A 23,887-nucleotide genomic window follows, 5' to 3' on the forward strand; every position below is an offset into this window, starting at 1 on the left:
CATGGGTAAATTTGCTTCCATTTCGTTAGGTTTTTAGTATCGCCCACATTTCTTTCACTGGCGACCCGTTCAATTCGGTTATAAATCCTTTGCCGAAAGCATCTTGATGCCAGCGATTAAAGGTCGAGGCACAATGTTTGCATTATGGCTAAATATAACGATGCAAAAATACAAGTCGCTAAATCCCTGTATTTACGACATTACACGCCTGCTGAAATTGCGGACGAATTAGGCTTGCCCAATCGACGGATCGTTTACTATTGGGCACAAAAATGGGACTGGGCAGCCATGCTCAGTCATGAAACGGTTATTGAGGCAATTAATCGTCGAATTGTGCTTTTAACAGGCCGTGATAAAAAGACAGAGTTAGAACAAGACGAACTCGATCGCCTTATTGCCCATCACGTTAAATTAATGGCGCAAGCCAATAAGCACACGGAAAAAATAGTTGCACTCAAAGCACAATCGGATGAAATGCAAGGGCGTGGCGATTATTTGTTGGATAGTGACGATAAACCTAAAAAGAAAAAGCGGTACAGGAAAAACGATATATCCGGTATTACTGAGGAAGATTTTCAGAAATTCGCTGATGAAATGCTATTTGGTTATCAAAAACATCTGCGCATTAACATTACAAAAGCGATCCGTAACATTCTAAAAAGTCGTCAAATCGGGGCGACATGGTACTTTGCTTTTGAAGCGTTTGAAAATGCCTGTTTAACGGGTGATCCGCAAATCTTTCTATCTGCATCACGCCCACAGGCCGAAGTTTTTCGGTCTTATATTGTCAATATTGCCGAGAAGTTTTTTGGTGTGACATTAACAGGTAACCCCATCCGATTAAGTAATGGTGCAGAGTTACGCTTTCTTTCTACCAATAAAATACGGCTCAATCTTACAGTGGTCATTTGTACTGTGATGAATACTTGTGGGTGCCTGATTTCAAACGCTTAAATGACGTTGCATCAGCGATGGCGACACACGACAAATGGCGTACTACATATTTATCAACACCGAGTTCTAAAACGCATGCAGGTTATAAATTTTGGATGGGTGATGAATGGCGCGGCAATGATCCAAAGCGTAAAAAAAGTTGAGTTTCCAAGTGAAGATGAAATGCGCGACGGTGGTCGTGATTGCCCTGATGGTCAATGGCGCTATGTTATTACCCTTGAAGATGCAATTAAAGGCGGCTTTAACTTAGCATCGATTGATAAATTACGCCAGCGCTATAACACTGACACCTTTAACATGTTGTATATGTGTGTCTTTATCGACAGTGGCGCATCCGTTTTTAAATATGATCAACTCGAAAAATGCGGTGTAGATATTAATTTATGGGAGGACCACAAGCCAAAAGAACCGCGCCCATTCGGTAACCGCGAAGTGTGGGGCGGCTATGACCCGCTCGCTCTGGCGATACCTCAACATTTGTGATTGTAGCGCCACCGATAATGGCACCGGAAGTTTTCAGAGTATTAGCGACATTTTACTGGCAGGGCTTTAGCTGGCGACACCAAGCCAAACTAATTGAAGATTTAACAAAGAAATATCGCTTTACTCATATCGGTATCGATACAACAGGGATAGGTCAATCTGTGTATGAAATGGTACAAGATTTTGCACCACGGATCACACAACCTATTCTTTACAGCTTACAAATGAAAACACAACTTGTCATGAAAATGATAGATATCGTTGATGAGCAACGTATCGAGTGGGATAGGGATCAGAAAGAAATCCCTGCGTCATTTTTATGTATCAGACACACCATGACGGGCAAAGGGGGCGCAATGACTTTCGTTGCCGATAGAACACAGGAAACAGGCCACGCTGACGTTTTTTGGGCAACGTCTCACGCCGTGATCAAAGAGCCGCTTAATACGGATAAAAAGCGCAAATCTAAATATATTTTATCGAAGGCGGCATAATGAAAAAGAAACGGAATTCAAATACTCAAATGGTGCAGTCAAAAAAAGCACCATCAAAAGGGTTTAGTATCACACTGGGTAAGCCTACGCCCATTCTAACAACGCATACTGACTATAAAAATATTTGGTATGACAACGAGTTTGACCACTGGACACCCCCGATTGACCGTGAAGCACTCGCACAGCTCGTTAATTTAAATGGACAGCATGGCGGTGTGCTTTACGCTCGTCATAATATGGTGACGAGTGACTATATCGGCGGTGGCCTAACTCATGAGCAATTAAAAGCGGCCGTTTTTAATTATTTTCTGTTCGGTGATGTGGCAATTTTAAAAGTGCGTAACGGTTGGGGGGAGATAATCGGATTAGCGGTTTTACCCTCACTTTACTTGCGACGCCGCAAAGATGGGGATTTTGTCATTTTACAAGAAGGTGAGCCGCTGGCTTATAAGCCTGACGATATTATTTACATCAAAATGTATGACCCACAACAGCAAGTCTACGGTTTACCGGATTACATCGGCGGTATTCATGCGGCATTACTAAACAGTGAAGCAACCATATTTCGTCGTCGTTATTACCACAACGGTGCACATACAGGCGGTATGATTTATTGCAATGACCCAAACATGACTGATGAAGTTGAAGAACAAATTATTCAAAAACTCAGCCAAAGTAAGGGAATCGGCAATTTTGAAACGATGTTTGTTAGTGTGCCAAATGGTGACCCTGATGGCATTAAATTTATTCCCGTTGGTGATATTTCAGCAAACGATGAATTTAGCAATGTAAAAAGTATCAGCGCACAAGACGTTTTAAATGCACATCGTTTCCCTGCTGGGCTTGCTGGCATCATTCCCGGCTTAGGCTCTGGCGGTTTAGGTGACCCATTAAAAGCAAGGGAAGCCTATCGACAAGATGAAGTAATCCCTGTTCAAAATCTATTCATGAATGCCATAAATAATGAAGTCGGTAGGAATGAATCACTTAAATTAATTTTTCGTCAAAATATCACCAAGGAAAATGAATAATGTCTAAAAATAAGGTAAAATTAAGTCGTTATTATCAATCGGAGGTCTGGAACGTGAGAGTATTAAAAATATTCTGCCCCATTTGCGGACAACGTGCGACAATTCGCAAATCAAATCGTAAACATCGTGAAATTTCAGACCTTTACTGCGCTTGTAATGATGTTGAATGTGGTCACACTTTTGTTTTAAATCTGACATTTAGCCACACGATAAGCCCTAGCGCCCATTCTAATGACTTGATTCAATCAATGATTGAGAATTTTAATACTAAACAGCGCCAGTTGGCGCTGGACTTGTTAACATCAAAAACTGCATGATTGTTTTATGCTTGATTCAGGACGGCTACAAAGCCGTCTAAATTTTTGGTTGTTCTTTTTGACTATTTTTTCTCTTGCATTGTCCGCAAGCTCGGTAATCAGTATGAGTACAACTTGACGCTCATAATGGTTGCAACACTCTAAACTCGCCAGTTTTGCAATAACACTAATACGCTCAAACACGACTGACTCTGAAAAAAAATCGCTCATACTCAAATTCCCATTTTTATACTGTACATATATACAGTATACATAAATAAAGTCATTAGAAAACACTATATTACAGAAATTAATAAAAATTTGTGCTAATTACAATTTCATATAATTTATTAATAAACTATCTGTTTTGTGACACGTCTAGACAAAATTATCTAACCTCAATTCAAGCTAACCTTTTGTTAGCCAACAAGCTGAATATACTCATTCATTTCGTAAGGCTATCGCGATGGTCTGCGGATCGCGCAATTATTTTTCAACATTATCTTTTTGCTTTTTACGTTGCTCTGCTATGCACTCTGATGTTGTTTTTGCCATTTTCTTCGATCCGTTGTTGGATACGAGCCATTGCATTAGTTAATTTCTCGCGGATTTTTAGCTGTTTATCTGATTTAATAACTATTTTTTGAATGTGGCCATTCGCATGAAACCTCACTCGCTGACCATTTCCAGTACAAATTGCCCCTCTGGCGACTGCATGGATCATAAATTTGTCCTTTTCTGGGTCTAAAATGATGCCAATTTCCTTCGCTTTTCTCACAATTTCCGTCACAGCATATTTTTTATCTTTAACTTTACTTAGAACCCCCGTACAGTTATTGACAGAACTCCTAGGTGATGCATTCGCATCACTAAAAGCAGACTCCGCTATCGCTTCGTCTAACTTCTTAACAATCTTCCAGCTTTTGAGTCGGGTGATAATGGGGCTATCAGAACCCACTAAAGACGAAAACACACCTTTTACCCGTATGATTTCCTCACCGTAAGCGTTGGTTTCTTCGCTTTCTTGATACCATAAACGAGCAATAAGATCGTCACGACGCACAAACGGACCACCTTGTGCGTTGATATAACCCGCCCAATCGCCTGAATCAGCAGCATCATGTACAGCGGCAAATTCCACATCTAGCCCCACCGCAGTATCATGATCGGCCATCTTGCGTAATTCACGATAAACGGTAACAGGTGCGCCACCAATAAATTGAAACTGACGTATTCGCCAGCGACCAGCCCATGCAGCGGCAGCCATTGCCGCTTCTTTCATAGGGCGTCCACTTTCATCGTCAAGCTCGCCGTCTAATGCGTAACCATCGACATTTTTAGAAATGTATTTAGCAACATAACCGGTTGCTGAACCTTTATCGGGATCAATGGCCTCAGCATGGAAACGTGCTTTCCTCGCTTTAAGGGTAGAAAGCTCGCTTTCATCTTCTTGGAATGCATATTCTCTGAGAATTTCACGGATACTATCCGCTTGTTCAGGCAACATAAAAAGGAGCATGTGCCAATGGGGTGTTGCATCATGATGGGGCTCTGCTACGCGAATACCAAAGATCCGTAAATCCTTACGATGCAATTTCGCTCTTATTTTACTCCATACTTGACTTAAATAGCGTTGAGTATCCGCAGGGCTACTACCGTTCCATTTTCTATTGCGATGACCATGGATCGTTGTTGCATGATATTTTGAAGGGGCGGTCAGTGTATAGAATTCAGCGATATAACCGAGTTCATTGCAGATATTTTCAAAACCACGAATTCGTACCATCATTTCAGTACGACGAATGGCAGGATTTGCTACGCTGCCATAGTATTTATCAATCAAACTAAAGCGATTACCTTCCTCGTCCTCTAATTCCATGGATTTTAAAAATTCACGGGTCCGCCGTTTCTGTTCTTTCCACTCACTCTTCGTCATCGCGCTTGCATAAATGCTGGTACGCTTGCTGACGTTTGTTAGCGCAATTTGTAAATGTTCTCGCCACTTTGCCGCATGTTTACGCAAACGGCCTAACCACCATTTTTCAGACGTCATTTGCGCAATAGCGATAAAAGCCTCTTTTTCGTTAAAACATTGTTTTAATAATTTAGCTGCGCGAGGGGGATCTTGACGGTATGCGCGTGTGATTGTCGCGGCTTCAAGATAAAGAAGATAGGCTATTTTCAAATCGCTTTCTTCGGTTCGGTTTTTACTGATATTAGTGAGTGCCAAAAACACAAAACCCGACAGATCAAACGCCAATGATTCTAGTGATTTTCGGGACATATCGGGTATCAGATTGAATCGACTGAAAAATCGATAAGTTTCTGCATTTTTTTTCCTTACACAATAACGATTAGTGACAAGTTCTATTCTTGGATATATCCGTTCACAAAAATTTTTAGCAAGATAAGCATTCGCACGCTCACGACCTTGTTCTTTTAATAACGTATCAAAGCGTTTATTAACGGTAATTTGAACAATTTTAGGTTGTTCTGAAAGTAGCGTTTGCGCATTTGCTAATGCTTTGGCTCTTTTTTCTTTTTCATAAAGTTCTGGATAGGTCGGAAATGGCCTTTTAATGGGTTTTAAAGGCTTGTAATAGGCAGTTTTCTTAACATTATTCATTGAAACGTTAATCATTTAAATCTCATGAAAATGAAAAATGGGATATTTTAAGTAGGTTAAGCGGCATAATATTTGTTATGCCGCTATTCGTTTTTGATGACGAGGTATTGCATGAGCAAATCTGATTACCTAACGCCTCTCATATTTTCCACATGATTAATTTCACTTTCTAATAACTGACTTATAGCCACATAATCAGGTTTTTCATTCAGCACATACATTTGTAATTTACGCAGGCGTGACGCATAACGGTCATTACAAACTTTGCGTTCATCTTGACGATTACAGTTAATGCAATCATAAATTAAAAATGCATCTGTTGAAGCGGCATCTAATACGGGGGTAAATGTTGGTTCTGTTATATTCATTTATTTATTTTCCTAAATTTAGCGTGTAAAAAGCTCTGACAAATCAATGTCATTAATTCTTTTCGGTTATTTAACTAAGGGGTAAGGCTAAGTTTTTTGGTAAAAATGCGCTAATGGCTTTTATATGATTAATGGCTTTGACGATATTAAAAATCTCTTTAGTGGTGAGATCTTCAAATTGGCAATCGTGGCGGCTTTTATCAATATTCGCCATATAGAAAATAACGCCTAAAAACTTTTTATTTTCTTCGTGATGCTCATTAAAACGGTCGCGCATTTCTTTTATAAAATATTTCAGCTCATCATTTTTTAAACCAAAGTGTTTTGATTTAATTTCTGATGTTTTATTAAGCCCATTAATGCGCTGGTCTAATTGCATGTATTGGGCGCGTTGTTCTAGCTCTATCGGGTTCTGGTACATAATTTTTCCCTATATTCTTGCTAGTAAATAGATAGTGGCAAAAACAATTACAGGGATGATCACTTTTAAATCATTGTTAGATTTTGTTTTAAATGAATCGCCTGTAACTTTGTATTTATATTGTTGCTTGTGTGCTTGAGTCATATTGTCCTCTCTTATGAATAAAGTGCCGGATTTTAGCCATGTCCGGCTCATGTTTTGTGGTAAGATTGAATCGCTTACAAACAAACCTACCAAAGGAAATACTTATGTCAGAAGACCGTAAGGATTATCATCGTATTCACCGTCCCGCTCCGGCTGAACAAGCACCACCTAAACAGCAGCAACAGCCAACCGAGGAGCAGGATAAAAAATAAGGATTTATCATGACCAAACAACCAGAAAGAAACCTCGTTTTTGAAGCTAATTACTCTCTTTACCTTGAAGAAATGACGGGTACTTTTAACCGCCGATGTAATCAATTTTGTTCTTTTACCCAGTTGTTTCTTGGTGCTTCTGTTTTCGCAAGTACACAACTCGGATGGCTGTTTGGTTTTATTATTGCTTTTGTCTCCGCGATGCAATTTGGTTTCAAATTTGGCGAAAAAGCGGGTAATGCCAAGGCTCAAGCGAATCGTTACCGTATTTTGATTGATGAAATCCCTCATCTGTCTGAAAGTGAAATCATTAAACAAATACAAACTATCGAAAAAAGCGATACGCAAGTGTTGACTTCTCTCTATAACCCCGCGAGAAAAAGAGCCAGTATTGCTATACATGGTTATGATTTGGAAAGTAAATATCCCCTCACGACATGGGAAAGAATCATTTCTATCCTCAGTGGTGGAATTCCTAAATAGTATTGTCATAATCACACCATTAATTGACTGAATCCCGCAACCGTATCTATTGCAGTAACAAACGCAGGAGATGATTGTAGACGAGCTGAAATTGTCACACCGACTAATGCTAAACAACGGATCGCATTATTAACACTCTGTTTAATTTCAGCGGAACGGGCATTATTAATTCGACCTGCCAAAACTACTTGGCTTGCTAGCTTTCCAACTTCGGCTGTTGCATTTAAAATATATGTAGGGAAATTTCCCCCACTGGCATTATTTAAAGGTACTGACGGCTGACATTGAAGTTGCTCTAACAAACCATCAATTAAAGTTGCATCTTCTGTTGCATCCGTTACGCTTACAATATCAGCACAAGTAAATTGATGCGGTTGTTCAGGATTTAACTTATTACGCAACATTTGCGCATTCATGCCGATTGCTTCCGCTATCTGAACAAGATCGCCTTTATGAGCAATCGCAAAAGCGCGACACGCATTATCAAAGTGATTTTGTTTGGAAACCTGATAATCAAACATAGATTTTACTCTTATCCAAATTCACTATTAGTGAATACGTTAACCACGAAACGTGAGGTAAATTAGATGTACCACTCTTTATAGTACGCATCCCAATCAATATATACTCGTTCATGAGAACTTTTTTTGGGTTTGATTTTTAGCTTTCCGTTACTCATCCATGTACGAGCAGTGCGAATTTTGATATTTTCACGCTCACAGAACTCAGATAACGGAATCCAGCGACGCTTGTCGCTCATATCTGTTGAACATTGTGTTTTCATGAGGCAAACTCTCTTGTTAACTGTAATTTTCGTTAGATATCGACAGATATCGTTATATTTTCGATATGAGAAATTTACTTTACGAATCGTGAATTGTCAACTCGATTTGTATTTTTAATTTCTTTAAGTGATAAATTCGGAGTGCTTGATGAGTGAATCTTTTGATTTTATTTCATGCCCAGACAATGCAAACGTCTTAGATAGAATAATGGAAGCCTATGGTTTTTCATCAAAATTAATGATGGCTGAACATTTTAACATGGGTGCCAGTGGAATATCAGGCCGCTATAAACGCGCTGTTTTTCCCGCAGATATGGTTGTTCGCTGTTCAATAGAAACGGGGGCAAATTTAGAATGGTTAACATTTGGTAAGGGTAAGCCATTTGATAATGAAAAAGTAGATATTCTCAAACTGCCTAATTTTCGTTTAGTGAATGGTGAATTAATACCTGCTAGCAATGTAATGTTTGATAAGGCGATGTTCAAGAATACCGCACCACTACCCGACGAACCAAAATCAATACAAGAAGATAACACTTACTACATCATTGATAATAAATTCAGTGATATTTTTGACGGTAAATGGTTAGTGGATATTGAGGGAAAAATCAGTGTTCGCGAATTGACTCGAATACCAATTAAGAAAGTTCGCGTATCGGGAGTTGGCATACCTTTTGATTGTGATTTAGAGGACTTAACTGTGTTAGGTCGTGTTATTACTATTATCGAAAACCAATAATAAAATGACTGTTAGAAAAATTGAATCTGGTGAATGGCTCTGTGACATTCGTCCTAATGGTGTTAATGGTAAGCGAATACGCAAAAAATTCGCCACGAAAGGTGAAGCTCTTTATTACGAGAAATATATTCTCGGGGAAATGGAAAATAAACCTTGGCTTGGTGAAAAACAGGACAACAGACGGTTATCTGATTTAATTAATCAATGGCATGATTTATACGGTAGGACATTAACAGATGTAGACCGTATGATGTCAAAGCTAAAAGCTATCTGTGCAGGGCTAGGCGATCCAATCGCATCACAACTAACCGCATCTGATTTTAGTTTATATCGTGAGGGTCGCTTAAAAGGTGAAATACCTGATGTTAATGGGCGGTGCATGGAAATAAAGCCTGTTACGGTTAATCATGAACAACGCAATTTATCAGCAGTCTTTGGTACTTTAAAAAAATTAGGTCATTGGTCTTTACCTAACCCTCTTGCTGGCCTACCTACTTTTAAAGTTGATGAAAGCATGGTCACTTTTCTATACAAAGACGAAATCAAAGTTTTACTAGATGCCCTTGCTGAATCTAAAAGCGATAGCGTTTTAATGATAGCAAAAATATGTCTTTCAACTGGCGCAAGATGGAGCGAAGCTGAAAACTTAGAAAGTAGCCAAGTAACTCCATATCGTATTACTTACAAAAACACAAAAAGCAAAAAAGTAAGAACTGTTCCTATTTCAAAAGAACTTTATAATGAAATTCCCAAAAAAAGGGGAAAGCTATTTACCCCTTGCCGTAAAACTTTCGAAAGAACAGTAAATAAAGTTGGCATCGAACTACCAGAAGGACAATGTACACACGTTTTACGCCATACATTCGCAAGCCACTTTATGATGAACGGGGGGAATATTTTAGTATTAAGAGATATTCTTGGGCATTCCGATATAAAGATGACAATGATATATGCTCATTTCGCCCCTAGCCATTTAGAAGATGCAGTCACTAAAAACCCACTATTTTTACTGGATGAATAATCATTGCTTTTAACATCGATTGCAATTTATTATGTCCACTTAGTGTCCATATAACTAATTAATTAACGCTAGACGTCGTTAGTTACCGTCAGTTATCGGTAGTTAAATAATTGATTTTTCTAGTAGCTCATTGTTTTACCTATACCTCTTTAGAGAATGTAGAAATTTCGGACGCGGGTTCAACTCCCGCCAGCTCCACCAAAATTCTCCATCGGTGATTACCAGAGTCATCCGATGAAGTCCTAAGAGCCCGCATGGTACAAGCCCTGCGGGCTTTTTTGTATCCTCAATTTGTCCAGCTAAGTCTGAAGCCAACTAATTAAATCCGAACCTTTTAGGCCCATAGTCCCAACGATAAGCTATAAGGTCTTCATTGGGTCTAAAGCATTGAGACTCATCATGGTAAGAAAAACTAAACCGTCAGGATACGGAAAACAAAATAGCTAAACCTAAAGATGCTGACTATATTCTGTAAAATGAGATTGACTCATTTTGCTTGTTAAATATAGCGGTAGTAAACTCTGGCAGTTCCGATACTACGATCTTTGACAAAGATGAAGTTGTCTCCTTTCTGGAAATGACGAAACCACTGAGTAATAATCAAAATTTATCTTTCCCAACCGCATCAAACCGGCTCAGTCCATTAACAATTAACAATCAAGTAGTAAATTTCCGCCTGATGTCATTGAAATAGCGCTTGCTCTTATAAACAAAAAAGAGGTATGTAGTGTTTATAACTGCAGCGATTACCTTTAACAGCGCCGTCCGATGATACAATGGTGGGCTGATTTTGTTATGGCTACGGATCGTGGAAATATGTTTGTGGGTGAGATGAAGGAAGGCAGCTTGTTGGATGATGTGTGTTAACTCTGTACTAATCTGGCCGTGTTTTGCGGCCAAATCAGACTGTCGGCTATGAACGAGGAGCAAACTTAATCATAAATTGAACTCAAATACGGAAAACATTAGACGACTTTGCTTTTCATTGATTTCTTCCAAGTAGCTAATACAACTTTCTCAGCGGAAAGTCCAAAAAGTGAGGTTAATTTCTGACGTTGAGATTCATTTTCAACATAGATATATCTTATATTAGCCAAAAAAAATCTGAGTGCATAAGGTGCTATTTTTTCATTGTATTTTATTTTATCTTCATTATATTTAGAGAAGTCCAATGATATTCTTCCACCCTTAATTTGCTGGATTGTTGGAACAAACCGCCACTCGTTCTCATACTTAAAATCAAAGTCTTCTTCACCAAAGTAACTATTGTAACCAGAGACATGCTTTATAAAACACTTCAACTGAATAACGGGAAGTCGAAGGTGTTTCGGTAACGTACCAACTTGGCGAGATCTTAGTAAAGCTATAAGTCCTAAAGCCGCTGGAGAATTTTTTTCAATATAATTTACAGGTGATAATCCATTTTGCTCAGCCCATTTTTTGCATAGAGCAATTCCATATCTACCGTATGTTATTATTTTTTTATATAATTCATTATGTTCATACTCACTAAATGAAACCATAGGGTGAGCAGATCGAGAAACTACTTTCCCTCTTTTATCACCAAAATATTCACCACAATAATGCAGTAAAAATGATTTAGATGAAATAATCGAAATTAGATTTTCAAATCTATTAGTAAAGTGAATGATCATGATCAATCCGTTTGTTCATCTTATTTAATTAAAATACCGAGAGTTAACTCTTTTGAAATTTGTTCATTAGCGATAGGTTTACTAGCGTCTGTGATAATCCTATTATCATTTAAAATAACGAATGATGAGTACTCTTTCAATGCTACTTTATCGAACTCATAGATTAATTCTCGCACCGGCATTTCTCGTGCTTCAATATTTACTCATTAATTGAATTGGTTGCATCACAGCATTAGATACAGAGTCTTGTATCTTGCCGTTTGAGAGCTCTCAAAGAATCACCTGAAAGTATGGTCATAAATTAGGACATAACTCAGTTTTCTCTTCTCTTTTATTTAGCGATAGGTATGCAGTAAATTAAGTCAGAAAGGTTAAAAGCACCGAACATTATGATAAATTTCTCACGATATATAGAGCATTTGAAATTTAAATATAGTCCGCGCATTGCCAGTTGGTTGATTTATCTTTCAACCTATCGTGCCCAATGTGATTTAAAAGCAAATGGCCCAATTGGTGTATTGGTCGATAATACAGTACTTGCGCATGCGACAACTCATAAAACAGCTTGGGTTTCCATGGGCCAGAAACTTTGGGGCAAGCATTCTATCGAAACTGGGTACTTAGCACGAATTCCGGTTCATCCAGTTAATACTAAAGTGCGCGAATATGATGAGATCGTCTATCTTCCGGGTCTCATCTTTCTTCAAAAGGCGGGATTCTTAACTCTTTATTCGTCTGCTGAACTATATAACGAGCAATTCTATCAGCCACTTGGGCGCTTTCGAAGGTGTGGGTATTTTGACTATAACCTGTTTGAGAACGTGTTGCTGGAGAGTATTGACGACCATATGTTTTCTTCTCTTGGCTCATCGTGGATGAGACCTCCAGATCAACGCGAACAACTATTCCAGCTGCTAAAGAAAATGGAAGCTGAAGATCCTGAATATGCATCCCTCGTTGCAGTCCTCGGCAAAAAAATAGTCAAGACGCATGGCATATACGGACCGCAGAAAAGTACAACCTTTTCTGCTTTCTCACGATGGATTTCAAGCTAATTAAAACCCTAAATGCACAACGGAACTCGCCACGAATTCAATCTTTGAAAACATCTGTTATGACGCCTGCCATGTTAGGAAAACGCCTGCGCCTTTTTCCAATAGCACCTCACATCCTGAGCTATAACAACGCGACTTTTCCTGTACGGAACGATTTTGTATGTATTGATTGAAAGCAGATAAAGACAGTATTTGCTTTTATTGAAATAGATATTTGATTTTTACCATTACCAAAAATGATTGCTTATTCCGCTGAAGTATTATTTAAAAAAGCTAAATTAAGGTTATCTAAACGATAAAAATCTTCCCATATTCTCATAAGACATCTCTATTTTTATGATGATTATTAGTATGTTAGATATTTCAGAATATCATCACTAAATAGAAGGAAGTATTAATTTTAATGAAAAAGATAAAGCTTAATAGGCTATTTTTGTTTATTTAATTTAAGCTAATTTTAATAAAAATTATTTGTTTAATTAATATTAAATTTACTAATAAATAATTTAATTTTGTTTAACTTGATGCTGTTTTTGTTGCCACACAAAATTCGTTAGCATTACCAAGCTGGCCACTTAAGCAATAATTATTTTATTTTTTTCAACGGAAAAACTTACTAACTACAAATTTAAATAACACTAATATATTGATACGAACGTTCATTTGAAGCTACCAATTTGCTCAATTAGCATAATAACCACACAAACAATAACCACCAAAACAATTAACATAAATGTTAATTTTATGTTAAGATTATAAGTGTGATATATATCATAATTTTTACCTATCTATCGGAGGATTAATTATGAAATCAACTATTAAAATTCTCATTATTACTACACTTTTGTCATCTAACTTTTTTGCTTTAGCCGGTGACAAAACACCTAGCAGTAGCACTGTAAAAGATAAAGATGCAATCTATTTTAAAGGTAATGATAAAGCAGTAGGTGATGATAACGCAGTAGATGATGATTACGCAGTAGAAAAAAACTGCAATCCTCCCACTCATGAATATAGCGGCGAAGGCTGTATTGATATTCGATAGTAAAATTTAATGTAAAGTTAAATAATATTAAGCAGACATTAACAGAGATAAGGCAAAACTTATCTCTGTCTTGAGCATTAATAGCTGGTAGCCTAATTAGCTATCTCTATTTAACTTGTTAAGTAATATCTTCTATTTTTCGCTGGAAAACTATCCACACAACAAAATAGTAATGAAAATGTTAAAAATATAATTATTATCAGTATTCATTTTTACGCTTTTAGGAGGATAGACGATGAAATGGCGATTGAAAATTTTTACTATTAGCTTGTTAGTCGGTTTTAACTCACTTTCTTTGGCAAATAATAGCGATACATTAATTTATACTACTGATAATCAAAATGACGACGTAATAGAGATAATAAACTTAAAAGAAAGTAAACGAGACGAAATGAAAGACCTGTGTAAGAAGAAATTTAAAAATTCACCAGAATGTGATAAGCAAAAATTTATTGACCGCTACGCCCTATTCCTAGAAAACTTTCCTGACAAGAAAGAGAATAATTAAAGCAAGCAAAATCGAAAAAAAAGCAAATTGGGTCAGTATTTGGCTAACTTGATTAATTGCAGTCCGATACAATTTTTAAACTAACAAATATAAACAACCCCAATTGGGGTTGTTTATCTGATTAAATAAAACCGTCAATCTTTATCTAACCTAAAGCGCTTTCACGCAGTTGTTTTTTCAACTTATGATATTCATCAATCACATATTGTTCAGCAGCACGTTGATCGGCGATAGACTCCAATCGAACAGCGCTGAATTTAAACTCTGGTGTTTTAGTTATCGGGCTTAAATTTTCCGCCACCAGTTCATTGCAAGCGCCAATCCACCACTGGTAAGTCATATATACCGCGCCTTTATTAGGACGCTCACTGACTTGCGCGCGGGTGATTACTTTCCCTTTTCGTGACTGGATCCAAACCAAGGCTTGATCTTCAATACCCAGCTTTTTAGCATCCGCGGTGTTAATTTGTACATAACCCGGTTCATCAGCCAAAGCGGCCAGTGCCGCGCAGTTACCAGTCATTGAGCGGCAGGAGTAGTGCCCCACTTCACGCACGGTGGAAAGTACCAGTGGATACTCTTCGTTGATGCGATCTAAGGGCGGCGCCCAGTCACAAGTAAAGAACTGTCCCAAGCCGTTGGGTGTGGAAAATGTCTTTTCAAACAGGTAATCTGTTCCCTGATCATCATCAGATTCACTACGACACGGCCACTGGATATAGCCTAGTTCACCCATTTTTTCATAAGTAGCACCATAGAAATCCGGGCATAAACGCCGCAATTCATCCCAAATTTGTTGCGTATTGTTGTAGTGCATCGGATAACCCATGCGAGTAGCAATTTCGCAAATAATTTGCCAGTCGGTTTTTAGATCCCATTTTGGCTCTACCGCTTTAAAAAAACGCTGAAAACCCCGATCTGCCGCAGTATAAACACCCTCATGCTCGCCCCAAGAAGTTGCAGGCAAGATCACATCTGCTGCCGCAGCGGTTTTGGTCATTGAAGATATCCTGCACAATGACCAATTCTAAATCAGCAAATGCTTGACGTACTGCTGGTAACTCAGCATCAGTTTGCAATGGATCTTCACCCATAATATAAGCGGCACGAACTTCGCCATGTTCCACTCTATGAGGTAACTCACTAATGCGATAACCAACATTTGCCGGTAGGCTCTCAACCCCCCAGGCTTGAGCAAATTTTTGCCGATGTTCTGCTACATTAATATACTGATAACCGGGATAGGTGTCCGGCAATGCTCCCATGTCACAAGCACCTTGCACATTGTTTTGCCCACGTACCGGATTGACACCAACACTGGGTTTGCCCAGATTGCCAGTTAGCAGTGCCAGGCTGGTTAGTGATCGCACGGTTTCTACCCCTTGATAGAACTGGGTTACTCCCATACCCCAGAGAATAGTGGCTCGTTCCGCTTGCGCATAGAGCCGCGCGGCCTGGCGAATATCCTGCGCGCTAACCCCGGTGACCACTTCTACTGAATCTGGCGTATAACCGGCAACAATTATACGATATTCGGCAAAACCTTCCGTTCGCGCAGCAACAAAGGCATGGTCGTAAAGATCTTCTTCAATAATGACATGGCCAATTGCATTGAGTAATGCGATGTTAGAGCCATTTTTTAATGCCAGATGCATATCGGCGATACGGGCAGTTTCAATTTTCCACGGATCGCAAACAATAATCTTCGCTCCTTTTTGCTTAGCTTTGATCACCCGATTAGCCACAATAGGGTGAGAATCAGCTGGGTTATAACCAAAAACAAAAACTAAATCAGTATCTTCGATACCGACAATAGAATTACTCATTGCGCCATTTCCGACCGACTGGTGCAGACCTGCAACCGATGGGCCGTGTCAAACACGCGCACAGCAATCAACATTATTAGTGCCGATAACCGCACGGGCAAATTTTTGCATAATGTAATTGGTTTCATTGCCTGTGCCACGGGAGGAACCGGTAGTCATAATGGCATCCGGCCCATATTGAGCTTTAATAGCACTCAACTTGTTGGCAACATAGTTCAGTGCTTCATCCCAAGAAACAGCTTCCAGCTTAGCGCCCCGTTGCCGACGGATCATCGGTGATTTCAGGCGCGGGGTAAGGATTTGGGTATCATTGATAAAATCCCAACCGTAATAACCTTTTAGGCATAAATTACCTTGATTGGTTTTCCCCTGCGCCGCCTCAGCTTTGACAATTTTGCCTTTATCAACCATCAGGTTGATTTTGCAACCTGATGCACAGTAGGGGCAAACCGTGACGACTTTTTTCATCCGTATTACTCCTGTTAATTTCATCATTGGAAAAGGATTAAACATTAAGATGCATGAAGCATGCCACACACACCAATATAATTAACTAAATGGAAAATAAAGAAAAAATATTCATTTTTACTAACAGTGTCATTCCTTTGACATAAATGACATGACAAACCAGCCACTAACAAACTGCCCTTATGTCAACGAGAATAAAAGCGCTATTATTATCACCTCACTGGCTGGGCAATCTTTTGACGTTTTGCACCGGGTATTAAGTAAATTTTGCTGCTGCAATCAGCGCTTGACCAAAAGCAATGGCGCCATCACCGGCAGGTAAATTCATCGGCAACAATAGTTGAAAATCAGTTAACCAAAACTTTAGCTGTTGCCGCAGTAAGCGGTTATGCCATACACCGCCACCACAAACAATGGTGGAGATTTTTCGCCACTGCGCATGATGGGCAGCCAAATCTGCTAATCCTTTCGCCAACGCATCATGAAAGGCCCAGGCACGCCAAGCTTTCGGTGCCTGCCAATCCAGCCATTGTTGCCAAAATGTCACCATATCTAATTGGTTATCTTTGACCGGTAGCGTCACTGGGTGATTGATATGATTTACCGTTAGCGCCAGAGCCTCCAATTTGCTAGCTGCTTCGCCCTGATAACTCTGTTGCGCCGGAGCACAATCTAGTGCTGCCGCAATCGCATCAAATAAGCGTCCGGCAGAAGAAGCCGGCGGGGCATTGATCCCTCGCTCTATTGCCCGTGCTAATGGCGGCCAAGGTTTATCGGCTAATATTTTGGCTTCCGATCGCATTTGCCAGTCTGGTACAAATGCCAACCACTGAGCCAATAGATTTCGCCATGGTTGACATGCGGCCAAATCACCACCCGGCAGCGCGACTGCCGGCAATCCTGCCAATTTTTCACATGCGTCATAATTGACGCGTAAACATTCCCCGCCCCATAACTGATCATGCTCTCCCCAACCAATTCCATCGAGGATCAATGCGATAACATCACCTGCATGCCGTGGCCAAAGATGCTCAGCCAAACAGGCGACGGCATGAGCATGGTGATGCTGCACCTTTACTATCGGCAAAGCCATCTGCTGCGCCAGTTGTTGTGTTCGATAGGCAGGATGTTTATCATTAACGATTTTTTGTGGCGTGAACTGCCAAATTTGTTGCATCCTGGTCACTACCTGCCACCACTGTGCTTACACATTTTGCTCATTGAGATCGCCCAGATGCTGGCTGAGTATCGCCTGTTGATCCCTTATCAGGCAGAAAGTATTTTTTAGATCAGCGCCTAAGCATAACAACGGCGGTACATTGCTAAAACCGGGCGGTAAAGACAAGCTGTCTGGTACAAAACCTCTGGCTCGACGCAGCATTTCACCGCAGGCGCGCATAACGGAATCATCCATCCGCTGTAAAATATCCCGATTGTGTAATAGCCAGCCGTCAGCAATATCAATCAGATCCGTCAATGCTTGTTCATTATTCAATGCCGGCGGACAGCCACTGAGATTGCCTGAGGTCATCACTAATGGACGCGCGACAGCTTGCATTAATAGATGTTGTAAGGGATTTGCCGCCAGCATGACACCGACTTCGTTAAGCTGTGGTGCTATCTCATCAACTAACGATAGCCATTGTTTATCCACTAACACAATTGGTGCCGCGGGCAGTCGCAAAAGTGACTGAGTCTGTTCAGGCAGCAGGCTGGCCATTGCATCGGTGATCATCACGGCTAAGGGCTTTGACGGTCGCCGTTTACGCTGACGCAAGCGCTTTACTGCCGTTCGATTGTTGGCATCACAAGCCAGGTGAAAACCACCTATCCCTTTGATGGCAATAATTTTACCCTTTTTCAATGCGCTAATAGCTGCCTGAATTGCTGCCTCTTTTTCTTGTCGCTCATTTTCCGCCAGCCAAGCTAGCTGCGGTCCGCAATCAGGACAGGCAATGGGTTGGGCATGGAAACGGCGATCAGCAGGATCACGATATTCTGCTGCGCAAGGCGCACATAGCGGAAAAGCAGCCATAACGGTAAACGGTCGATCATAGGGTATCGCGCGAATAATCGTGAGGCGCGGCCCACAATGAGTACAATTAATGAATGGGTAGCGATAACGACGTTGGCTTGGATCATTCATTTCTTGCAAACACGCCGGGCAAGTAGCCGCATCGGGAGCAACTTGGGTTGCCATCGTTGCCGGCACGCTATGCTGGATAGTGAAATCCTGCGGCAATTGACGCCAGTGCCAGGGAAATTGCTGCACCTGATCGATACGAGCTAAGGGTGGGCAATCGATTGGCAATAGATCAAGTAATCTATTGGCATCGCCAACAATACGCACCACCACGCCGGCACCGTCGTTATAAACCTCCCCTTTAAGGGTTAATCGCTGTGCCAATTGCCAAATCCAGGGCCGAAATCCGACCCCCTGAACTTTGCCATAGATCCGCAATAAGGTACCATTTTCACTCTTCATATTGGCTAATATCGCGCTGGCTAGTTAGAAAATTTGGTTAGCCATACCATTTAACGCCGCCCGCCGACGCTTCTCAAGATTGAGTTGTTCCAGTTTGTTACGATCAACACACATAATTGCGTTGGTAGGACAAGCCTGAATACAAGCCGGCCCTTCAGACCGATGATGGCAAAGATCACATTTATTTGCTTGCGCCTTCTCAACCACAACATTCAACCCAGCCCCACTATTGCGTACTACTGGCCGTAAAACCACCTCCATCGCACCATAAGGACAAGCGACAACACAAGTCTTACAGCCAATACAACGCTCTTGATGAACGTGAACAAAATCGCTCTCGCGCATAATTGCACTATTAGGACAAACATTGGCACAGGGCGCATCTTCACATTGGCGGCAGGTAGTGGCGGTAGAGACACTAACACCTTTAATAACTTGACATCCTCCCCCACCTTCACACTTCGTGACTCAGGAGGGGGATTCCCGTTAGTCGGAGACTATCTGATCGCTCAGAAGCCTGGTTCCTGCTGCTGACGGCATTACTGCACCGTTCACTTCACAGGCTAACACGGCATGTCCTGCCGCTAAAATGTTACGAGCTCCGTTGATATCTGCGTTCTCTGTATACCCGCACTCAAGGCACTCGAATCTACTTTGTGATTGACGATTTTCTTTCGCTGTATGACCACAACATGCACACCGTTGACTTGTATATGCCGGAGGCACAGCTAATACCTGACCACCGCGCCATAGCTGCTTGTACTCAAGCTGACGGCGCATTTCATACCAACCCTGATCCAGTATCGAACGGTTAAGTCCTGATTTTGCCCTGACATTCCGTCCGTGCTGCTCTTGTGTACCTTTTGCCGATTTCGACATGTTACTGACCTTTAAGTCCTCAATGACGATCATCGCGTGGTTTTGCTGATTTCACTGGTGACTTTGTGAAGGTAGTCTTTGCGGATATTGGTTATATGCGAGTGGAGACGTTGGATTTTTCGCTTCTGTTTTTCCAGTTATTGCTGAATTTAACTTTACAGCTTAACTGACGCTGGAATTTCGCCAGCTTTTTTTGGTTGGTTTTAAAACTGTTTACAGGTTCAAACACTGTGCCGTCTGACAGCGTGGCGAGTCTGGTTACACCTGCATCCAAACCAATCATTGTTGCTGACGAATGAGGCTGAATGTCCATTTCCAGTTCGACCTGAAACGATATATACCAGTGTCCCGCATGTTGGCTAACGGTTGCGTTTTTAATCTTACCGTACAGCTTTTGCGACTGCCGGAACTTTACCCATACCAAACCTGACGGTAATCTCACTCTGCCATTATCGAGCTGACAATATTTATCAAAATTAACAAAACGAACTGAATCACGCCCGTCATTTTTCCTTTTAAATACAGGAGCTTTTGCTGCCAGTTTTTTATCAAAGCAGCGTTTCCATGCCCCGTGCAGATCTTTGAGTTTCTGCTGAAGATTATCCGTGTAGGCTTCTTGCAAAAGGAATGTTCCGGCTTTTTTTTCCATTCTGTGAGCATCCGATTTAGTTCAAACGCTGACGGTAGTTTACCGCCGGATTCAATAATGCGTTGCGTCTCTGCTAGCCCGTAATTCCAGATAAAACGAGCGCATCCGCACAACTGCCGCAAACGTTGCGACTGTTTTTCGGTTGGTTCGAGTCTGAATTTGTAGGCTTTTAGAATTAGCATTATTACTCAGTGTGTAGTAAATTATCTCACTATCTTACCGTATATCCGGTTAATTTCAATGCAAAAATATAAAATCAACCGTTCAAGACATGCAGCGTTTCTTTTACATGTTCACCTTGTCTTTGTGACTAAGTACCGAAAGAAAGTACTCAGTGGCTTGCACTACAAAGCATTTCATCAGTATGCAGGTGAAGTGTGTCGCGACTTTGGGGCTGATTTAAAGGAAAGTAACGGAGAGTCCGATCACGTTCATATGCTGATCGAGTACCCGCCCACAGTGCAGTTGTCAGTACTAGTAAACTCGCTGAAAGCGGTAACGTCTCGTCGTCTGCGTAATGAGTTTCTAGACTTGCGTGGGGCTTACGGCAAGCCAGTGTTGTGGTCTCGATCATACTTTGCAGGTTCGTGCGGGGGAGCACCGCTGGAAGTTGTTAAGCAATACATTCAAAATCAGCGTGGCTGATCATTCTTCGGGCTTTTCAAGCCCGACCAAATTCCCCTCCCACCTTATGTCGGTGGGAGTACCCTTTGGAGGTTAAGATGGATAATATTTTTTAAGCTCTTTCGGTGTAATTAAAATCTTTTCATCAGAAATATTAACATTATTAAGCTCATCTTTTTGCATGATCATTTTCTTTACCTATTTAACTTTTTATCCTGCATTGCATTACACCGATTTGAGGTACAGCTATACGATAACATGAACTGTAAATATTACAATCCATTGGCGACAACATATAGTAACATTTGCTTTACTAATGAAATTAAAGCGGAAAAAAAATATATAATTGAATGAAAATAAACAAAAAAAATTATACCTACATTAAAGAAAAATATTTTTCTGTTTATAAAAAATTACACAAAAGATTTAATAAAACAATGTTTGATAATGTAATTAAGCTGAAAATAGATAATAAAAAAGCTCGCAAAAACTGCGAGCTTTAAAGATTGTTAGGATGTAGCGAAGAGCGAATTATTTAGTATTCAAGCGCTCTTTGATACGAGCAGCTTTACCCGAACGCTCTCGCAGGTAATACAATTTAGCTCTGCGAACAGCACCACAACGTTTAACTGTGATACTATCTATAACTGGTGAATGTGTCTGGAATACCCGCTCGACACCTTCACCATTAGAAATTTTACGAACCGTAAATGCTGAATGCAAACCGCGGTTACGAATAGCGATAACCACGCCCTCGAATGCCTGCAGACGTCTTTTAGAACCTTCAACCACCCATACCTTAACTTCTACGGTATCACCTGGACGAAATGAAGGAATATTTTGCTTCATTTGCTCTTGTTCAAGCTGTTTAATAATGTTGCTCATAATTACTCTCTTACCCTAGGTAAACTGATATATACAAGACAGTGTGATACAGTGTCTCAATTAATACGTTGTTGTTCTTCATATTCCTGTTGGAATTCTGCCAACAACATTCTCTGCTCGTCAGTCAGAGCTAGGCTTGTTAGAAGTTCAGGTCTTCTAAGCCAAGTTCGGCCTAGTGACTGTTTTCTTCTCCAACGCTCTATTTCTGCATGGTTGCCCGACAATAAGACACTCGGAACTTCCATACCTTCTAACACCTCAGGACGGGTATAGTGAGGACAATCAAGTAACCCAGTCATGAAAGAGTCCTCTTCCGCTGATGCATGATGACCTAATACACCAGGAATAAACCGGGAAATTGAATCGATCATTAACATTGCTGGTAATTCTCCTCCACTAAGAACATAATCACCAATTGACCATTCTTCATCAATTTCGGTTTCAATGATCCGTTCATCAATACCTTCATATCGACCACAAACTAAAATAAGCTTTTTATTTGCCGTTAATTGGCAAACTCCTTGCTGATTAAGTTTGCGCCCCTGTGGTGAAAGATAAATTACTTTAGCATCTTCACCGATCACAGATTTTGCTGCATGAATGGCATCTCTAAGAGGCTGCACCATCATCAACATACCTGGACCTCCGCCATAAGGGCGATCATCTACAGTGCGGTGCCTGTCGTGAGTATAATCTCGCGGATCCCAACACTGTATATTCAATAGGCCATTTTTTACTGCGCGACCTATCACCCCATACTCGGTTATTGCGCGAAACATTTCTGGAAACAGGCTAATAATCCCAATCCACATCTTGCGTTCCACTCATAAAACCTGCAATTGGCGTTTAAAAACCAGGATCCCAATCTACTTCAATTGTCTTAGTAGTAAGATCAACGTTTTTGATCACCTGCTCATCAAGAAACGGTATTAACCGCTCTTTAATACCGAATGCATCTTTCAGATTTGCTTTAATTACCAGCACATCATTTGAGCCTGTTTCCATTAAATCCTGAACATAACCCAAACTATAACCTTTAATAGTTATGACCTGGCAACCAATCAGATCTTTCCAATAATACTCATTACCTTCAAGTACAGGTAGTTGCGCTGAATCAACGATAATTTCGCAATTAGTCATTGAATTAGCCGCACTTCTATCATCAATATGCTTTATTTTGATGATAATATCTTGGTTATGATGTTTCCAACCTTCTAACTCCAGTCGTTGCCACTGACCAGAACGTTGAATAAACCAAGGCTGATACTCAAAAATATCTTCGGTATATTCGGTGGATGAAAAAACTCTGAGCCAACCACGAATGCCATGGGCAGAGCCTAATTTTCCTAATACAATAGGATTAACAGGGATCTTAAGGCAAACCTCTTTGCTCATCACCACCACCGTAGTAAATTAAGCTGCTTTTTTTGCTTGTTTGATCAGTGTTGAAACACGATCAGAAACTGTTGCACCTAAACCAACCCAATGCTCAACACGATCTAAATCTAAACGCAACTCTTCCGCATTACCTGATGCGATAGGGTTAAAAAAACCTATACGCTCAATAAAGCGACCATCACGTGCATTACGGCTATCTGTGACAACGATTTGATAAAATGGACGCTTCTTTGCGCCACCACGAGCTAAACGAATTGTTACCATAACATCCTCATTAGTTAACAAAACAACCAGACCCTATCGAGGAATAGAGTCTGGTTGTTATATAAAAAGCCCCAAGATTCTACTCTTTTT

19 protein-coding genes and 7 pseudogenes are annotated in these 23,887 nt (G+C 40.4%); 12 read left to right on the forward strand and 14 right to left on the reverse strand.

Features of this window, described 5'->3' with window-relative positions:
• Positions 1-144: 144 nt before the first annotated feature.
• The 3 genes and pseudogenes from LDL57_RS02290 (at position 145) to LDL57_RS02300 (ending at position 3,279) form a co-directional block, all read left to right on the forward strand.
• Positions 145-1,931 (forward strand): annotated as a pseudogene (locus LDL57_RS02290) (terminase large subunit domain-containing protein).
• A complete protein-coding gene (locus LDL57_RS02295) occupies positions 1,931-2,962 on the forward strand; it encodes a phage portal protein (protein ID WP_375141948.1) in 1,032 nt (343 codons plus the stop codon). The pseudogene LDL57_RS02290 and the gene LDL57_RS02295 overlap by 1 nt, the downstream one beginning before the upstream one ends.
• Entirely contained in the window at positions 2,962-3,279 is a 318-nt protein-coding gene (locus LDL57_RS02300; protein WP_225506950.1) for an Ogr/Delta-like zinc finger protein, read from the forward strand. The genes LDL57_RS02295 and LDL57_RS02300 overlap by 1 nt, the downstream gene beginning before the upstream one ends.
• Before the next feature lie 493 nt (positions 3,280-3,772).
• Here LDL57_RS02300 and LDL57_RS02305 read toward each other — a convergent pair whose 3' ends face one another.
• From LDL57_RS02305 to LDL57_RS02315, 3 genes are all read right to left on the reverse strand, one after another.
• A complete protein-coding gene (locus tag LDL57_RS02305; RefSeq protein WP_225506952.1) occupies positions 3,773-5,899 on the reverse strand; it encodes a replication endonuclease in 2,127 nt (708 codons plus the stop codon).
• 110 nt (positions 5,900-6,009) lie between these two features.
• Positions 6,010-6,252 (reverse strand): DUF2732 family protein, encoded by a 243-nt coding sequence (locus tag LDL57_RS02310; RefSeq protein WP_225506954.1) that lies wholly within the window; start codon positions 6,250-6,252, stop codon positions 6,010-6,012.
• A gap of 70 nt (positions 6,253-6,322) precedes the next feature.
• Complete coding sequence (locus LDL57_RS02315) at positions 6,323-6,673, reverse strand: DUF5347 family protein (protein WP_180559249.1); 351 nt, start codon at positions 6,671-6,673, stop codon at positions 6,323-6,325.
• A gap of 365 nt (positions 6,674-7,038) precedes the next feature.
• Between LDL57_RS02315 and LDL57_RS02320 the strand changes: the two genes are divergently transcribed.
• Complete coding sequence (locus tag LDL57_RS02320; RefSeq protein WP_180559248.1) at positions 7,039-7,512, forward strand: hypothetical protein; 474 nt, start codon at positions 7,039-7,041, stop codon at positions 7,510-7,512.
• Between the two features lie 11 nt (positions 7,513-7,523).
• On the opposite strand, the gene LDL57_RS02325 is transcribed toward LDL57_RS02320, so the two are convergent.
• A complete protein-coding gene (locus tag LDL57_RS02325; RefSeq protein WP_180559247.1) occupies positions 7,524-8,033 on the reverse strand; it encodes a phage regulatory CII family protein in 510 nt (169 codons plus the stop codon).
• A 62-nt stretch (positions 8,034-8,095) separates the two neighbouring features.
• Positions 8,096-8,296 carry a hypothetical protein gene (locus LDL57_RS02330; protein ID WP_180559224.1) on the reverse strand — a complete coding sequence of 67 codons (201 nt, stop codon included), beginning with the start codon at positions 8,294-8,296 and terminating at the stop codon, positions 8,096-8,098.
• A gap of 148 nt (positions 8,297-8,444) precedes the next feature.
• Here LDL57_RS02330 and LDL57_RS02335 point away from each other — a divergent pair, with 148 nt between their 5' ends.
• The 4 genes and pseudogenes from LDL57_RS02335 to LDL57_RS18060 all read left to right on the forward strand — a co-directional run.
• Positions 8,445-9,035 carry a phage repressor protein CI gene (locus tag LDL57_RS02335; protein WP_180559246.1) on the forward strand — a complete coding sequence of 197 codons (591 nt, stop codon included), beginning with the start codon at positions 8,445-8,447 and terminating at the stop codon, positions 9,033-9,035.
• A 4-nt stretch (positions 9,036-9,039) separates the two neighbouring features.
• Positions 9,040-10,056, forward strand: coding sequence for a site-specific integrase (locus LDL57_RS02340; RefSeq protein WP_180559245.1), 1,017 nt, complete (start codon positions 9,040-9,042; stop codon positions 10,054-10,056).
• A gap of 399 nt (positions 10,057-10,455) precedes the next feature.
• A pseudogene (locus LDL57_RS18055) lies at positions 10,456-10,596 on the forward strand (integrase); the annotation flags it as partial.
• A gap of 129 nt (positions 10,597-10,725) precedes the next feature.
• A pseudogene (locus LDL57_RS18060) lies at positions 10,726-10,923 on the forward strand (integrase); the annotation flags it as partial.
• A 98-nt stretch (positions 10,924-11,021) separates the two neighbouring features.
• On the opposite strand, the gene LDL57_RS02345 reads toward LDL57_RS18060, so the two are convergent.
• Complete coding sequence (locus tag LDL57_RS02345; protein ID WP_180559244.1) at positions 11,022-11,711, reverse strand: abortive infection system antitoxin AbiGi family protein; 690 nt, start codon at positions 11,709-11,711, stop codon at positions 11,022-11,024.
• 389 nt (positions 11,712-12,100) lie between these two features.
• Here LDL57_RS02345 and LDL57_RS02350 point away from each other — a divergent pair, with 389 nt between their 5' ends.
• From LDL57_RS02350 to LDL57_RS02360, 3 genes are all read left to right on the forward strand, one after another.
• On the forward strand, positions 12,101-12,766 hold the full coding sequence (locus tag LDL57_RS02350; RefSeq protein ID WP_180559243.1) for a hypothetical protein: 666 nt from the start codon (positions 12,101-12,103) through the stop codon (positions 12,764-12,766).
• 805 nt (positions 12,767-13,571) lie between these two features.
• Positions 13,572-13,811 carry a hypothetical protein gene (locus LDL57_RS02355; RefSeq protein WP_180559242.1) on the forward strand — a complete coding sequence of 80 codons (240 nt, stop codon included), beginning with the start codon at positions 13,572-13,574 and terminating at the stop codon, positions 13,809-13,811.
• A gap of 235 nt (positions 13,812-14,046) precedes the next feature.
• Positions 14,047-14,319, forward strand: coding sequence for a hypothetical protein (locus tag LDL57_RS02360; RefSeq protein ID WP_180559241.1), 273 nt, complete (start codon positions 14,047-14,049; stop codon positions 14,317-14,319).
• A gap of 145 nt (positions 14,320-14,464) precedes the next feature.
• On the opposite strand, the pseudogene fdhF reads toward LDL57_RS02360, so the two are convergent.
• The 4 pseudogenes from fdhF to LDL57_RS02380 all read right to left on the reverse strand — a co-directional run.
• A pseudogene (fdhF, locus tag LDL57_RS02365) lies at positions 14,465-16,613 on the reverse strand (formate dehydrogenase subunit alpha).
• 256 nt (positions 16,614-16,869) lie between these two features.
• Positions 16,870-19,098: pseudogene (gene hypF, locus LDL57_RS02370) on the reverse strand (carbamoyltransferase HypF).
• Positions 19,099-19,122: 24 nt separating this feature from the next.
• Positions 19,123-19,533, reverse strand: a pseudogene (locus LDL57_RS02375) (4Fe-4S dicluster domain-containing protein); the annotation flags it as partial.
• Between the two features lie 123 nt (positions 19,534-19,656).
• Positions 19,657-20,808 (reverse strand): annotated as a pseudogene (locus LDL57_RS02380) (RNA-guided endonuclease InsQ/TnpB family protein); the annotation flags it as partial.
• 58 nt (positions 20,809-20,866) lie between these two features.
• On the opposite strand from LDL57_RS02380, the gene tnpA reads away from it, so the two are divergent.
• Positions 20,867-21,271, forward strand: a complete 405-nt coding sequence (gene tnpA, locus LDL57_RS02385) for an IS200/IS605 family transposase (protein WP_225505529.1) — start codon at positions 20,867-20,869, stop codon at positions 21,269-21,271.
• A 510-nt stretch (positions 21,272-21,781) separates the two neighbouring features.
• Here tnpA and rplS read toward each other — a convergent pair.
• The 4 genes from rplS to rpsP are packed head-to-tail and all read right to left on the reverse strand — an operon-like array spanning position 21,782 to position 23,797.
• Positions 21,782-22,135 (reverse strand): 50S ribosomal protein L19, encoded by a 354-nt coding sequence (gene rplS, locus LDL57_RS02390; protein WP_026822674.1) that lies wholly within the window; start codon positions 22,133-22,135, stop codon positions 21,782-21,784.
• 56 nt (positions 22,136-22,191) lie between these two features.
• Positions 22,192-22,947 (reverse strand): tRNA (guanosine(37)-N1)-methyltransferase TrmD, encoded by a 756-nt coding sequence (gene trmD / locus LDL57_RS02395; RefSeq protein ID WP_180560666.1) that lies wholly within the window; start codon positions 22,945-22,947, stop codon positions 22,192-22,194.
• A 34-nt stretch (positions 22,948-22,981) separates the two neighbouring features.
• On the reverse strand, positions 22,982-23,530 hold the full coding sequence (gene rimM, locus LDL57_RS02400; RefSeq protein ID WP_370520694.1) for a ribosome maturation factor RimM: 549 nt from the start codon (positions 23,528-23,530) through the stop codon (positions 22,982-22,984).
• A gap of 18 nt (positions 23,531-23,548) precedes the next feature.
• A complete protein-coding gene (rpsP, locus tag LDL57_RS02405; RefSeq protein WP_026822677.1) occupies positions 23,549-23,797 on the reverse strand; it encodes a 30S ribosomal protein S16 in 249 nt (82 codons plus the stop codon).
• Positions 23,798-23,887 lie beyond the last annotated feature (90 nt).

The organism is Arsenophonus apicola, assembly GCF_020268605.1.
Lineage (GTDB): Bacteria > Pseudomonadota > Gammaproteobacteria > Enterobacterales > Enterobacteriaceae > Arsenophonus > Arsenophonus apicola.

What these genes read in the sequence shown, in the direction of transcription:
- rplS (WP_026822674.1), bottom strand. Translation starts at nt 22,135, where the DNA reads ATGAGCAACATTATTAAACAGCTTGAACAAGAGCAAATGAAGCAAAAT.
- LDL57_RS02300 (WP_225506950.1), top strand. Translation starts at nt 2,962, where the DNA reads ATGTCTAAAAATAAGGTAAAATTAAGTCGTTATTATCAATCGGAGGTC.
- LDL57_RS02340 (WP_180559245.1), top strand. Translation starts at nt 9,040, where the DNA reads ATGACTGTTAGAAAAATTGAATCTGGTGAATGGCTCTGTGACATTCGT.
- rimM (WP_370520694.1), bottom strand. Translation starts at nt 23,530, where the DNA reads ATGAGCAAAGAGGTTTGCCTTAAGATCCCTGTTAATCCTATTGTATTA.
- LDL57_RS02360 (WP_180559241.1), top strand. Translation starts at nt 14,047, where the DNA reads ATGAAATGGCGATTGAAAATTTTTACTATTAGCTTGTTAGTCGGTTTT.
- LDL57_RS02350 (WP_180559243.1), top strand. Translation starts at nt 12,101, where the DNA reads ATGATAAATTTCTCACGATATATAGAGCATTTGAAATTTAAATATAGT.
- tnpA (WP_225505529.1), top strand. Translation starts at nt 20,867, where the DNA reads ATGCAAAAATATAAAATCAACCGTTCAAGACATGCAGCGTTTCTTTTA.
- LDL57_RS02335 (WP_180559246.1), top strand. Translation starts at nt 8,445, where the DNA reads ATGAGTGAATCTTTTGATTTTATTTCATGCCCAGACAATGCAAACGTC.
- rpsP (WP_026822677.1), bottom strand. Translation starts at nt 23,797, where the DNA reads ATGGTAACAATTCGTTTAGCTCGTGGTGGCGCAAAGAAGCGTCCATTT.
- LDL57_RS02305 (WP_225506952.1), bottom strand. Translation starts at nt 5,899, where the DNA reads ATGATTAACGTTTCAATGAATAATGTTAAGAAAACTGCCTATTACAAG.
- LDL57_RS02345 (WP_180559244.1), bottom strand. Translation starts at nt 11,711, where the DNA reads ATGATCATTCACTTTACTAATAGATTTGAAAATCTAATTTCGATTATT.
- LDL57_RS02310 (WP_225506954.1), bottom strand. Translation starts at nt 6,252, where the DNA reads ATGAATATAACAGAACCAACATTTACCCCCGTATTAGATGCCGCTTCA.
- LDL57_RS02320 (WP_180559248.1), top strand. Translation starts at nt 7,039, where the DNA reads ATGACCAAACAACCAGAAAGAAACCTCGTTTTTGAAGCTAATTACTCT.
- trmD (WP_180560666.1), bottom strand. Translation starts at nt 22,947, where the DNA reads ATGTGGATTGGGATTATTAGCCTGTTTCCAGAAATGTTTCGCGCAATA.
- LDL57_RS02315 (WP_180559249.1), bottom strand. Translation starts at nt 6,673, where the DNA reads ATGTACCAGAACCCGATAGAGCTAGAACAACGCGCCCAATACATGCAA.
- LDL57_RS02330 (WP_180559224.1), bottom strand. Translation starts at nt 8,296, where the DNA reads ATGAAAACACAATGTTCAACAGATATGAGCGACAAGCGTCGCTGGATT.
- LDL57_RS02295 (WP_375141948.1), top strand. Translation starts at nt 1,931, where the DNA reads ATGAAAAAGAAACGGAATTCAAATACTCAAATGGTGCAGTCAAAAAAA.
- LDL57_RS02325 (WP_180559247.1), bottom strand. Translation starts at nt 8,033, where the DNA reads ATGTTTGATTATCAGGTTTCCAAACAAAATCACTTTGATAATGCGTGT.
- LDL57_RS02355 (WP_180559242.1), top strand. Translation starts at nt 13,572, where the DNA reads ATGAAATCAACTATTAAAATTCTCATTATTACTACACTTTTGTCATCT.